This window comes from Psychrobacter sp. NG25 (assembly GCF_015234355.1).
Lineage (GTDB): Bacteria > Pseudomonadota > Gammaproteobacteria > Pseudomonadales > Moraxellaceae > Psychrobacter.
Genome location: NZ_JADGMV010000001.1, coordinates 233596 through 246958, shown reverse-complemented (window position 1 = coordinate 246958; position 13363 = coordinate 233596). Strand labels below are relative to the sequence as shown.

Here is a 13363-nt window from a genome sequence, read left to right as displayed (position 1 = left end):
AATTGATAAATAGCAATGGAAGAAATCAGAGCATCACAAGCAATAGTATTAATTGTAGGAGTATTGGAGCGCCTAATGCTAATGTTATCACTGTATTTGAGCATCAGCGCCTAACGGCTGATAGTTTCTTACAGATAGCTGATTTTCACTGGCTGATGGCACAAGAATTCTCGGTGTTCAGCATCAAACGTCAGCAAGGGCAGTGGCAGCTGAAAGTCGGGCACTATATCGGTATCATTCTCCTGCCTAGTGGTATGGTACTCGAGATATTGCCAAAGCTTAATCCGTCTATTCAAGACAGCAATCTCGCACAAACCCGTCAATGGGTGCAAGGCATGATGTCTGATTTGATTGGTAATAGTGATCGAACCCGCAATAAACTGCCTCATACAAAAAATTTAGGCCAGATCAGTACTCAGCTTACGTCACTACCGATAGCCGCATTGCCTTTATCAGATTGGCTGGTCACGCAGTTTTTGCAGCGATTGACACAGCACCAACCGACCAAGCATTATCAGTCGCAAACTCACAACCAAGCATCGCTACAAGGTCGACTACTCATCAAAGAGCAGCTGCGCCATAACAGCATGCAGCCGCATAAGTTCGTCTGTGAGAGCAGTGTGCTGAGTCAAGACATGCTAGGTAATCGATTGATTAAAAGTGCTTTGGTGCTATTAAGTCCACTAGTAAGTCAATCAATGGCACCTAAATCTTTGCAAGCGTGGCAACCAATACCTGTGCTCAGCCAACATGAGATGCAACGGCTCGACTCGATGTATCATCAGGCAAAGCAACAACTAGCAGTGCTGCCACTTCACATGCAAAAATTACAGACGATGCAGCAGCTGGTGGACTTGGCTTATTGGTTATTGCAACAGTCAAATACCGAAACGGGTCACATGATTGATCCCAATAAAGCATCCAAACATAAACAAGTATCACCACGATTGTGCCTATTGATTGACATGAATCAAGCCTTTGAGCAATGGGTCAGTCAGCGTGTCGCCTCAATGTTTAGCCAAGTAAGTCCGAATTATAGACCACTATATCAAGCGCAAAGCGTCTGGCTGAGTGATACAAAAGGGCAGGCCTGCTTGTCCATACGACCTGATTTACTTATATATAAGACAGCGATTGATACTGATACTCATGCCGATACCCATACCCACCAAGGTCAGGACAATACAGGAGCAGCTTCTCACATTAGCCCGTCAGGTAGCTATAGTCATGTCATCGATATTAAATGGAAGCATTTATCCCACGCAGCGAGCATTAGTGCCAGTGACGCTTATCAATTGACCAGTTATGCGCAGGCTTACCAAGCAGATCAGGTCTGGTTGGTCTATCCTGTACAAGGTGATGAGAGACAACCGATAGCACTTAGTCAACGGTCTCTGAATGATCAAGATATTGATAATAATATGAATTCTGCTCAGTTATGGATCATGCCATTTAATGTCTTTACTGGAACGATAAACGAGCGCTTGTGTTCGGCCTTGAATCGAGTATAATGGCGCTATCGATGGTTAGCGCCGTCGTAGGAAAGACTTTTTGTTTAAGCTGTTTTGATGAAAAGTAGGTGTTTTTGAAATAATTTAGAAATTTTTTAAATTAATCAAAAATAAGTGTTGACACTACCACCGTTTCCGCTTAATATGTGCACCTCGATAGCGAGGAACATTAACGAGTTAGCAGTATTTCTGATAACAAGTTAAGCAACAAACTATCGTGATAATAGAAATTTTCGGAGTGTGGCGCAGTTTGGTAGCGCATCTGGTTTGGGACCAGAGGGTCGTAGGTTCGAATCCTATCACTCCGACCATCTATTTTTAAGAGCCTTACAGGCTTTTTTTTATGTATAATGGTTTAGTTTCTGGTATATTTAGAACTGACTTTAATGTATAAAAGTCCTCTAAGAGCGCCTGTAGCTCAGCTGGATAGAGCATCTCCCTTCTAAGGAGGTGGCCGCAGGTTCGAATCCTGCCAGGCGCACCATTTAGCCTGAAAATTTTGCCTCATCAGGCAATAGTTATGGCGGTTGTAGCTCAGTTGGTAGAGCCCCGGGTTGTGATCTCGGTTGTCGTGGGTTCGAGTCCCATCAGTCGCCCCAATTTTTTTCTGCATTACTCTTCTTTAGTATTTCAAGTTCTACCTTTTTATAAACCCCATATAAATAATTAGCCTATGCCTCTTTTGGCAATTTTTTGCGTCTATAGAATTTGTTTTAATAACAAGTCTTCTGTATAAGCGACCTGTCTCTGTGCCTTTTTTATTATTCCTTAATGGCTCTTATATAAGCCAATAAAGATAAGTTTTTAAGTTGTGCATTATGATAAGGTTTTAAAGACAGCTGTTATATACGATGCGACTGATTTTATATTATAGAAGGGGTAACTGATGGATGCATTGAGTGTACTGTTACAAAATGTGCATTTGTTCGAAACCAAATATTATCGCCTGAATGGTACTGGTAATTGGTCTTACTCAATCACTCGGCAAGATACGATTTTATTTTATTTGGTCATGTCTGGTAGTTTTTGCATTGACGTTGGTAATGGTCTGCGGCAGGCACATGCTGGTGATATGATTATGATTCCTAATGCGCATAAGCATGTCAGCTACGCGTTGAACCATCATGGTGATGCTGCAGAATCGTTGGATGATTTACTACCTAATTGTAAAAGTAATACGCTTGAAATCAATGGTAACGGTGATCCCAATTCATCTTTGATATTGATTGAATGCAAATACGATAAAGAAATGATCCGTCCCTTATTATCTGTACTGCCTCCCATTTTGCCTGAAATTAATGATGCAGCCGATGGTAGGTTCGAAGTCATAGATGTCGAGATTAAGCTCTTAACACTAGAAGCTGAGAGTGAACGCATGGGCAAGACTGCGGTTATCAATCATTGGGCAAGTATTATGATGATTGAGTGCTTACGTGTGTATATTGAAAGCCTACCTGAGGCCACAGAAAACTGGCTCAAGGCAATGAAAGATCCATTTCTGACCAAAGCATTGGCCGCGATGCATGAAGACCCAAGCCAAAGTTGGACGATTCATAATCTCGCCGAAGTAGCGGGTATGTCACGCTCAAGCTTTGCACAACGTTTCAAAGATACAGTTGGGATGCCGCCGTTGACCTATCTGATCGATTATCGCCTGCGCTTGGCGGCACGCTATTTGCGCTTACAGCAAAACAGCATCAGCCGTATCAGTTCACTGGTTGGCTATGCGTCAGACTCGACCTTTAGCCAGGCATTCAAGCGCGTTTATGGGGTGTCCCCTAAAGTGTATCGTCAGCAATATCAAAAAAGAATACTGGCTTAGCTTGCGATCACTGTACTCATTTTTGTTAAAAGCGTTAAGGGCACCACTGTGCCTTTAGCGCTTTTTTTATGTTTAACCATGATGAATGAGATGTCGATAGAGAATTTTTATCTGACTGTTACGCCTGATGTTTTGACGATGTATGGCTGACAATGTGCTCATGTTCAGGTACTATGGAGTAATGAATTATCTAGGCGTACGTGCTTATTTTTAGCGTATGATATTTCACTGTATGGCAGGAATATCGTATGGTCTAGATGATGTTTATTTTTGCTGCTGATGGTATGTTATGACTGAACCGACCGCAAAGCCAAGTGCACAAGCCAATAACCAAAAAGGCTCTGCTGCCTCTGCTAAAAAACAAAGCAATATAAGTACAAGTAACGCTACGGACAAGGTTGAGGATAACCCATGCCTGGTAGAAAGTACGGAACAAGACAACATAGTCGAGCCACTTGATAAGGCAACATTACTAGCGCTGTTTACGTTACCAAATTCAGAAGAAATGGCAGCTGAAGGGTCAGAGACAGAAGTAACGTCTAAAGCTTCATCTACTGGACTTGCTCATAGCCATTCGACGACGCAAAAACCTGCTGACAGCCAGAATAATATCGCTGAACAACGAGTGGCGCTCTATCAGGCTCAGCACGAGCGTACCCGACTGCTATATATGGCTTCTGCCAGCACACGTCCGACTTATCTGGTACAAACGCTCAAGCTACAGTTTGCAGAGCATCAGCAGTATTTACTCGCTCAACAGCTTGATAAGCGTGGTCTGATGGATACGGATGGGTTAGAGCGTCTTTGGCAGCAGTTACATGTGGTTGATGATATCATCGCCGATATTATCCGTCATATGCCAGCCCAACAACCAGCAGGGTGGCAGCTGACTACCCAAGATGGTCGCAACCCGTTATGTTTTGCAACTGTAGGTAAGCTAAAATATGGTAAACCTATTCGTGATCAAGGCAGTCTTAATAGCTATGTGCTTGGCCACTTTGGTGTGAGTAGCTTTACCTACGACCGCGGCTATTATATTGGGCATGTCGTTGGTTACTTATTTAGCTGTTATTTCTGTGCTCATTTGTCTATCAGCTACGGTGTTACAGCACTCGGTCAGCAGGTCGTTGCAGATTATGATTATGCCAGTCTCGAGACCCCGCATATGGTCAGGCTGCTGCAAGGGTTGGATGGATATTGTAAAAAACGTATCTATCAACTGGCGGTTATCTGTGCGCGATTAAGTGTGTTTGCCAGTGATAAGCGCATCGAAAGAATGTTAATTGCAGAAGTAAATGATTTCGACAAAAAACTGCAACAACAGCATTTAGATGTTCTGCTATTGCAAGGCATAATGCCAGATAGTAGCGACTCTACGCCACTTCTTTAAGTTTTGACTCTCTCAAATTTATCGTTAGATATTATTATTGAGTATGGCTATATTATCCTTTGGCGCTCTACTTTAACTGAAATTGCCAAAGATTTTGACTGGTTGGAGCGAGCGTTAAGGCTGTACATTTAAGCCAATCTTTGATTATAAAATATCTACTATAGCTGCTTCTCTAAATTTTACCTTAGCTTTCTTAATATTTGCTTACTGTTGTATATTATTGACTGAGTCACATTTTTACTATGGTAAAACCAGTCATCAAGCTATAGTGGGCTTTCTTTGAACAACCATTATTATCCAAAAGTTATTGTTATAGAAATTAGCCATTATGCTACTTACTCTTATCAAGAGTATCAGCACAGAGGTATACTAGAATAATAACGTATAGACGGGACGCTTGACTATTTAAATGAGTCATCGCTCAAAATCAATCAATAAGACAATTATTGGTTGATATTTTTTATCAAGAGATAAAATAAAAGCCGTTATATAGAGTCTTTACGTTATAAAACTTTGTATGAGACAGTCATTTTCAAATAATTTGGATACAAGAAAGCCGGTCTAGGTTTTCCTCATCAGTCATTAAAAGTAGCAATCAAAGGTAGCCATTCATGTCAATCCAAACGTCAACATCAGCCGCAATACTAAAGCGTCCGGCTAACAAATCTTATTTGCTTGCATTTACCGTTATGGGTGCTTCATTAATGGCTGGATTGTCAATGACATCCATGAGTGCGCAGGCCGCTGGCTTAGGTGAGTTGTTCAGTAACAGTAATACCAAATCAAAGTTTTTGCCCGTTGATAAAGCTTTTCAAGTGGTGAGTAGTACTAAGGTGACATCTAAAGGCACGCGCTTATCGATTAATTTTGATATCACACCAGGCCATTATGTCTATAAGAATAAATTAACCTTGAATTTCCCTAAAGGCGTGAGCGCTACACCGTTTACTTTTAGTCAATCCCCTGTCTCAATTGATGATCCGACCTTTGGTAAGGTACCTGTATTTACGCAAAGAAATATGGTGGCCACTACGATGCTGACCACGAATAATGGTAAAGGTGCTAAGAATGTGCCAGTTGTGATTGGATGGCAAGGCTGTGCCACGGCAGGACTGTGTTATCCACCAGAAAAGGTAAAAACCACCGTCGATATCGCTGTTAGATAGTGAGTAAGTCGATTTAACTCTTGGTCGTAAACATAGTCATAAACATATAAATCCGCTACATCGTCATCCTCGCTAAGCATACTAACGTATAACTTGCACTCGGTTTTCTTGTATCGAAATTATTTGAATTCAACTATAGAATATTGGTCATAAATAGGTAGCCATTCATGTCGATTAAGGCAAAAGAAAACCCGTCATCGCTAACGCTAAGCCGTCCTGCTAAGAAGTCCTACCTAATAGCATTTGCGATAAGCAGTAGCTCATTATTCGCAGGTTTATTGCCTACTGGTGTAGTGGCTACTGGGTTGGCAGCGACGTCCATGACGACGCAAGCAGCTGGATTGGGTGACTTGTTTGGCAATAGTAAGAGTGCGGCGCAGCCAAAATTCCTACCAGTCGATGAAGCATTTCAAGTCATTACGGATACTACCGCCACGGGTAGTGGTACACGCTTAGCCATTAATTTCGATATCACGCCTGCGCATTATGTTTATAAAGATAAAATCAAGTTAACACTGCCTGATGGAGTGACAGCAGCACCGTTCACCTTTAGTCAGAAGCCTGTGCTGATTGATGATCCTACCTTTGGAAAAGTACCTGTATTTGATCAGATCAATATGGTCGCAACCACGACTCTGACGAATAAGAGTGGAAATAATTTAGACAATGCCGCTGTCGTTATCGGTTGGCAGGGTTGTGCTAAGGCAGGACTATGCTATCCACCTGAAAAAATTAACACGACTATTAATATCGCTGCTACAACGCCACAGTCTGTAGGAGGTAGCACTGATACTTCTAATGTTGATTTAGCAGCTGACGTTAGTCTGGCAGCTGGTTCACAGGTGTCTGAAAATGATATTGATACAGACAATGCTGAAGCAGGGCAAGCACAAGCAGATGATGAGGTTATTGATTATGCCTTGCTAGATGAAGGCTCGCTAGACAGCGAGCTGACAGCGACTAATACTATTTCCGGAGCAGATGGAGAGACCACGGCTAACAATGCTAACGCTCAAAGTAATACAGTAGCTCCCGCCAATAGTGTCGTCGATAGCGATCCTTTTGGTTTAGGAACGCATCCTGGATTGGCACTGATTTTACTGTTTTTAGCAGGGCTTGGCTTGGCTTTGACACCATGTGTATTACCTATGCTGCCTATCGTTGCCAATATTGTCGCTCGTGAAGAGAACCCAACGGTTAAACGTGGCGTTATCTTAACCACCAGTTATGCCATCGGTGTAGCGACTGCGTATGGTATTTTGGGTGCTGTCATTGCGGTGTTCGGTGAGTCATTGGGCATTATTGGTTGGCTACAAAACCCCATCATCCTAATCAGTTTTGCGATCGTCTTCGTTTTACTAGCGCTCTATATGCTAGGGGTGTTTAGTGTCCGATTGCCACGAGGCATTAGTAGCAAAATGCAAGGGTTGAGCCAAGCAGGTGATAGTAAGCTTGGTAGTACAGGTGGTAGTTTGGTCGCTGGCTTCTTGTCAGCTTTAGTCGTATCACCTTGTGTCTCTGCACCATTATTCGGTGCGCTGCTAGCGGTGTCTACTATTGGTAGTCCGTTGCTCGGTTTCGCTGCTTTATTTATGCTTGGGTTTGGTTTGTCGGCTCCGCTTATTCTAATCGGTGCAACTCAAGGTAAAATCATGCCGAAAGCTGGCGAGTGGATGAATTGGGTCAAGCAAGGTTTTGCCTTACTACTATTTGCTGTGGCGCTATTATTAATTGAACGAGTCTTTATATCGCCAGTGATGCTGATAGTGTGGGCACTATGGTTCATGGTAGTAGCAACGTGGGCATGGAGCTGGTTGGGTAAAGGTCGAATGCTCACGCAAGCATTAAGTTTGCTCGCAGGTATTTGGGCAGCTTGTTTGATGGTAGGTGCAGCGTTAGGTAACGATGATAGTCTACATCCGCTTGCGTCATTGAGTGCGGCACCGATGACACAATCAACGACGAGTCAGCCAGCTGCTAATAATGTAACGGATCAGACTGTCACTACTTTGGCTGAGTTAGATGTCATTATCGCTGCCAATCCAAAAGTCATAGTAGATGTCACCGCTGAGTGGTGCATAGAATGTCGTATTATGGACAAGAATTTGTTCCATAATCGTCCTGTACAGATGCAAGACTGGCAATTGGTCAAACTTGATATCACTGAGACTACGGCTGACTCTAAAGCTATCTTGGCACGCTATAAGTTATTTGGCCCACCTGCTTTACTGTACTATCAGGATGGTCAACTGGTCAATCAACAAGTAGGTGAAATTGGTCGTTCAGAGTTTGAGCAGACATTGACGATGCTTAATAATTGATCATTAATAGTTCATATTTAATGGCTCATACTTAACAATATGGGTAAGTCTTTTGCTAAGGCTTAATAATCCGAAAGAGCCAATATACTATGGTGATAGTATATTGGCTTTTTTAATGTGCTTAAGAATTGTCTATCATAGTGAGACTAAGCACTTGGTTTAACATCTTTTATTCATATCTACATTTGTATTATGAAGCGATAACGCTAGTATAATATCCATATTTTCATTACAATAAAGCAACAATGCTAAAGACGCATTTCCAATGAGATTTTTGGACTTTTATACCTGAATATCATTGGTCTTGTTCTATTTTAGCGATGACGCTAATGGTCATATTCATTACTTCATATACTTGCTGGCGATGATGCCAGTGAGACAAAGGATACTTATGTTTCCCCATATCACTGCACAGCGCCCATCTATGCCTCTTACCAAAGCGAGAAAAAATATCTTACTTCAAACAGAGAAACATCATCTGAATATTGCTATCGGAATAGCGTTAACTTGCTTGACAGTGCAGGTGCATGCTGCCGACAATACGCAAAATTATAATGAGTTGCCAATACCAGAGATAGCATTTGAATATGAAGATTCTGAAATACCACAAGGTATAGATGAGCAGTCAACAAAATCAGATACGGCTGAACAAAATCGCAAAGTAGTGAGCAAAGAGTTTATTGCTGAGCAGGCGAAGTTGTTTTTTGATTGTACTCAAGTGCAGAACAGTGCCGCACGTTTGGCCTGTTTCGATAAAGTGGCTGACCAAGGTAAAACACCGAGCTACACCACGACCAAACAGCCTGTAGATTTGGCAAAAACCTTTCAAAGTACGATTTCAGGCAATCCACAAGTGGTATTTGCTGAGGATGAAACGGCTATGAGTGGTACGACGGTTGAAGATGCAGATACTATTTTAGTGAGCAATCAACGACTCGCAAAAAGCAACTTGGAGAAAAACAACAGCGTAGAAACAGAAGATGACACTAATAGTGAGGCACAGATTTTATCAAATATAGGTGTCACGCAGACTGATATCGAAAGATATACACCACTGAGCTTATCTTATGATTTAGATAAAAATAGTGAGCGCGGGACTTGGACCGTAAGACCGTATCGACCGACTTATCTATTACCGCTATTTTATACTTTTGATCCTAATTTAAACCCAAGCACACCAACGCGGAACACAGAGTCTTTCACTTCTAATGATGTAAGGGAATCTGAGCTAAAGTTCCAGATATCTTTGAAATCTAAAGTTGCAGAAGATTTATTCGATAGCAATGCTGATTTATGGTTTGGTTATACACAAGAGTCGCATTGGCAGGTCTATAACGAAGATAACTCACGTCCATTCCGTGCGACTGACTATCAGCCCGAAATATTCCTGACTCAACCTGTCGCCGCCAATCTACCATTTGGCGGGCGTCTGCGTATGTTGGGTGCTGGTGCCATTCACCATTCTAATGGACAAGATGATCCTTTATCACGTTCATGGAACCGTGCTTACCTGATGGCAGGCGCAGAGTGGGGCAAGCTATCGATCGTACCGCGCTTATGGGCTCGAGTAAATAACGAGAGTAGTAGTACGGATGACAACCCAGATATTGAAGACTATATGGGCTATGGTGATATCAAGTTCTTATATGATCTGCCTGATCAACAAAGCTTGAGCGGAACCCTTCGCTATAATCCAGGCACCAATAAAGGCGCGGCTCAAATAGATTATATTTATCCATTGTCAGAAAACGTTAATGGTTATGTGCAGCTTTTCCAAGGTTATGGTGAGTCTATCATAGACTACAATCATGAAAACACCTCTATCGGTTTCGGTATTGTGCTGAATGACTGGCGCGGTTTTTAATAGCTTGTCTACTTACGGTAATTTATGCGGCGATTAGCGCCTTACCAAACTGGGCTATGGCTGGCAGAGTATTTAGATATACGTTGCCAGTTATGCCGTGTTTATCGTAGTTCACCATCGTCTCAACTGTTACAAAGCCAATCAAGGCTAAATAGTAATGATGCCCTAAATACCAATACAGTATTTAGATCTTCAAATGATAAATCTCTCTCTGCCAAGTTGATGAAACAGGCTTATCGTCTCTTAAATAGAGGGCTACTGTGTGCTCACTGTCATCATAGTATAGCGTGGTTGCCTAAGCCTTTTGAGGTTGATATTTCTGCTGACACCTCACTATCTGTTAAGGCCGCCACCTATTATGACTATCCGATTCGTCAAGCTATTAGAGCCTTTAAACATCACGAAGATATAACCAAACTGCCAATACTGCTGCATGCCATACGTCAGTTACCACGGCCGCGTGGTTGTCATCAGGGTAATAGCGTGATTGTCGCCATGCCAACGACCGATCAACGATTAGTAAAACGTGGTTTCGATCCAGTAAGTATTTTATCGGCACAACTGTCCAAGCATTGGCGGATACCATTGTGGCAAGGCGTCATGAGAGTTGACGATACTATTAGTCAGCAAGGACTGACGCGTGCTGAGCGCTTAAGTAATTTAGACAATGCCTTTATATTGATAGAAAATCCACCCGTCAAACGCTTATTACTATTCGATGATGTTGCGACCACAGGCGCCAGCTTACAAGCGTTAGGACGTGTACTGTCTGTACCAAAAGCAACCACGTTAGATAACCAAAGTCATAACAACTACCTACTGTCTGCCTATGCTTTAGCACATGGAAGTCAACCTTAACAGCTATTTTCACTACTAGAAATATACTAATATGTTGCTAATTTGTTACCTTAGCGCTATATTGTGAAAACTGTATATAGTAATTTGTTGGCTATTAACAAAATATTTCTCTTGCTACTAAATTAAGCCATATAACAAAATGACGAGTCCTAGACAGCTTGTACTGTTGACGCATCCGTTACTACTTCCTTATTAAGTAGCAACCAAGAATTATGGAATAAAAATTGCAGGTTCTATGTTCTATGAACATAAAAAGTTTGGCGAAAACGATATAAAAATACGAGTCTATGATTAACGTTTTCAGCGAAGCTTAGCATCGCCATCAGACAGACAACGGCCGTTATAAATAGGGATTTGATGTGAACGCATCTACAAATAGTCTACCAATCAGTTTACGAATGAACAGCTCCGGATTTACTCTGATTGAGCTGTTGGTAACGATTGCTGTGCTTGTCATTATTGTTAGTATTGCCGTGCCTAGTATGAATACTCAGTTTGCTAATCAGCGTGTGAAGTCTACTACTTCGACACTACTTACTGCATTGAAAGAAGCTAAGGTCGAAAGTATTATCCGCCGTCAAGATATAACGGTTATATATGATGACACTGTTAGCCCTCAGACGATTACACTGCAAGCTAATAATGTCGATATCTCTAGCTACGATATCAGTGACAGGAGTACGGTAACTCAGACGATTACACCGTCTACTGTAACCAATATCGTTTTCAAACCAAATAAGACAATAGATAATAGCGCGACAGTCCTATATACGATCTGTGATAGCGGGTCTGATAATGAGACACCTAAACAAGTAGAACTCACTACAATTGCTAATGTTAATACTATGAATGCTGGGAACTGTTGATGAATACTAAAAGCACGCAAGCAGGCGTAGGACTAATAGAAGTGATGGTGTCATTACTGTTACTAGCTGTGGCTGTTTTAGGATTTAGTGCCATGCAAATGTCAGCGATAAAAGCAACAGATGAAAGCCTAATGCGCACACGCTCTTTGACTATTATGAGAGGAGGTGCAGAGACAATGCGCCTTAATCCAAGTGGTATTAGTGCTTTTAAAACTGCCATAAATAGTTCTTCGGATTCGATAAGTATTGACGGTGTTAGCATAACTAAGGACAGCTGCATAAAAAATACAGATACTGTGCCCGTAGCAGCAGACAGTTGTACTATTGACCAGCTTGCAACGCGTGATGGACTGTTGATGAAATCTTATGCAGACCAAAATGATATTAATGTTGGTATGGTTCCAGGCGGTTGTCCAGATACATCGGGCAACCAAGAACGTCAGTGTTTTGTAGCTAGTTGGGGAGACACAACCGTTGCGTTAGATAATACTGCAGAAGATGCATGCGCCAACGCAAATGGTACTTATAAGAATGGTGCAGAGTGCTTTATTATGGAGGCTTACTGATGATATCTTCTCATAACCGTGAATATAGCCATTACAATCAGGCAGGTTTTACTTTAATAGAGCTAATGATCTCCTTAGTTCTTGGTCTAATAGTATCTGCTGCTGTTATTCAAGTTTATATAATTAATGTAAAAACCAGTAGTATCCAAGCGAGTGGCAGCGAGTTACAGGATGCAAGTGTATTTGGGCTACAGCAGCTAGAAAAACACATGCGACTAGCGAATCTTGGCAACCCCTCTACTCAGATTGATAGTACTACTGTAAACGGTGGCATTGTATTAACAGGTGCTAATCTTGGTATTACAGCAGCGACTTATAGCGATACTGGTTATTTGACGAGACGAGCTGGTGATAGCGCTAGTGGTACTAATGGTTGGACTGGAGTTTCAAACACTACTGTAGGCAGTGATCAACTAACCATTCAATATACTAATATTACAGGCAATACCTTGAGTGACTGTGAAGGATCAGATGTTGCGGTGAATGACATTGTAGTAGAACGTTATTTCTTACGTCAAGCGACAGGTGCGAGCAGTACGGGAGTTATTAGAGACTTAGTCCTAGCCTGTGATGCAGGACGTGTTAATCAATCTGGCGGCATAGATGATTCGATGGCAGGAACAGATTCACGTCAGTTCGGTCAAGCAGGTCAGGAGTTCATCGTTAATGCCGATCAGTTTAAAGTTTTATTAGGTATACAAGAAGTTAGTGGCGCTAATGCCGGACAGGTGATGTATCTACCAAGCAGCGCATATCTAGCTATCACGACAGATAAGCCAGCAATAACAGCTCTTAAGGTAGGCATTATCGTACATGGAAGCACGGCTGTATTAGGGAGTGCTGACCAAGATGAATTTATCTTATTAGGTCAAGACAACAAGCTAAAGACAGATGCTAATCGTACGAAGCAAGTACGTTCGACTTATGAGGCTACGACTTTACTACGTAATGCACGTGTAGTAAATGTCAGTACTAGCTTATCACCCTGAGTAGAGAGAC

The 13363-nt window shown here is 41.9% G+C and carries 10 protein-coding genes and 3 tRNA genes; all 13 read left to right on the top strand.

Features of this window, described 5'->3' with window-relative positions; all coding sequences use genetic code 11:
- Positions 1–2: 2 nt before the first annotated feature.
- Positions 3–1511: an McrC family protein gene (locus IPZ60_RS00985; RefSeq protein WP_227669166.1), complete on the top strand. Its 1509-nt coding sequence runs from the start codon at positions 3–5 to the stop codon at positions 1509–1511.
- Between the two features lie 234 nt (positions 1512–1745).
- A tRNA-Pro gene (locus IPZ60_RS00980) sits at positions 1746–1822 on the top strand.
- Positions 1823–1918: 96 nt separating this feature from the next.
- Positions 1919–1995: transfer RNA gene (locus tag IPZ60_RS00975), tRNA-Arg, on the top strand.
- A gap of 39 nt (positions 1996–2034) precedes the next feature.
- Positions 2035–2110, top strand: a tRNA-His gene (locus tag IPZ60_RS00970).
- Between the two features lie 287 nt (positions 2111–2397).
- Positions 2398–3333, top strand: coding sequence for an AraC family transcriptional regulator (locus IPZ60_RS00965; protein WP_194196024.1), 936 nt, complete (start codon positions 2398–2400; stop codon positions 3331–3333).
- 289 nt (positions 3334–3622) lie between these two features.
- On the top strand, positions 3623–4723 hold the full coding sequence (locus IPZ60_RS00960; RefSeq protein ID WP_194196023.1) for a hypothetical protein: 1101 nt from the start codon (positions 3623–3625) through the stop codon (positions 4721–4723).
- Between the two features lie 611 nt (positions 4724–5334).
- A complete protein-coding gene (locus tag IPZ60_RS00955) occupies positions 5335–5889 on the top strand; it encodes a protein-disulfide reductase DsbD N-terminal domain-containing protein (RefSeq protein ID WP_194196022.1) in 555 nt (184 codons plus the stop codon).
- A gap of 167 nt (positions 5890–6056) precedes the next feature.
- A complete protein-coding gene (gene dsbD, locus IPZ60_RS00950) occupies positions 6057–8210 on the top strand; it encodes a protein-disulfide reductase DsbD (RefSeq protein ID WP_194196021.1) in 2154 nt (717 codons plus the stop codon).
- A gap of 391 nt (positions 8211–8601) precedes the next feature.
- Positions 8602–10074, top strand: coding sequence for a phospholipase A (locus IPZ60_RS00945; RefSeq protein WP_194196020.1), 1473 nt, complete (start codon positions 8602–8604; stop codon positions 10072–10074).
- A gap of 24 nt (positions 10075–10098) precedes the next feature.
- Entirely contained in the window at positions 10099–10932 is an 834-nt protein-coding gene (locus IPZ60_RS00940; RefSeq protein ID WP_194196019.1) for a ComF family protein, read from the top strand.
- A 359-nt stretch (positions 10933–11291) separates the two neighbouring features.
- Positions 11292–11798 carry a prepilin-type N-terminal cleavage/methylation domain-containing protein gene (locus tag IPZ60_RS00935; protein ID WP_320108704.1) on the top strand — a complete coding sequence of 169 codons (507 nt, stop codon included), beginning with the start codon at positions 11292–11294 and terminating at the stop codon, positions 11796–11798.
- Positions 11798–12364, top strand: a complete 567-nt coding sequence (gene pilV, locus IPZ60_RS00930) for a type IV pilus modification protein PilV (protein ID WP_194196018.1) — start codon at positions 11798–11800, stop codon at positions 12362–12364. The genes IPZ60_RS00935 and pilV overlap by 1 nt, the downstream gene beginning before the upstream one ends.
- Positions 12364–13353, top strand: a complete 990-nt coding sequence (locus IPZ60_RS00925) for a PilW family protein (protein WP_194196017.1) — start codon at positions 12364–12366, stop codon at positions 13351–13353. The genes pilV and IPZ60_RS00925 overlap by 1 nt, the downstream gene beginning before the upstream one ends.
- Positions 13354–13363: the final 10 nt, after the last annotated feature.

Excerpts from the sequence above, each read along its gene's own strand:
- IPZ60_RS00965 (WP_194196024.1), top strand. The coding sequence starts at position 2,398 with ATGGATGCATTGAGTGTACTGTTACAAAATGTGCATTTGTTCGAAACC.
- pilV (WP_194196018.1), top strand. The coding sequence starts at position 11,798 with ATGAATACTAAAAGCACGCAAGCAGGCGTAGGACTAATAGAAGTGATG.
- IPZ60_RS00940 (WP_194196019.1), top strand. The coding sequence starts at position 10,099 with ATGCGGCGATTAGCGCCTTACCAAACTGGGCTATGGCTGGCAGAGTAT.
- dsbD (WP_194196021.1), top strand. The coding sequence starts at position 6,057 with ATGTCGATTAAGGCAAAAGAAAACCCGTCATCGCTAACGCTAAGCCGT.
- IPZ60_RS00960 (WP_194196023.1), top strand. The coding sequence starts at position 3,623 with ATGACTGAACCGACCGCAAAGCCAAGTGCACAAGCCAATAACCAAAAA.
- IPZ60_RS00945 (WP_194196020.1), top strand. The coding sequence starts at position 8,602 with ATGTTTCCCCATATCACTGCACAGCGCCCATCTATGCCTCTTACCAAA.
- IPZ60_RS00955 (WP_194196022.1), top strand. The coding sequence starts at position 5,335 with ATGTCAATCCAAACGTCAACATCAGCCGCAATACTAAAGCGTCCGGCT.
- IPZ60_RS00925 (WP_194196017.1), top strand. The coding sequence starts at position 12,364 with ATGATATCTTCTCATAACCGTGAATATAGCCATTACAATCAGGCAGGT.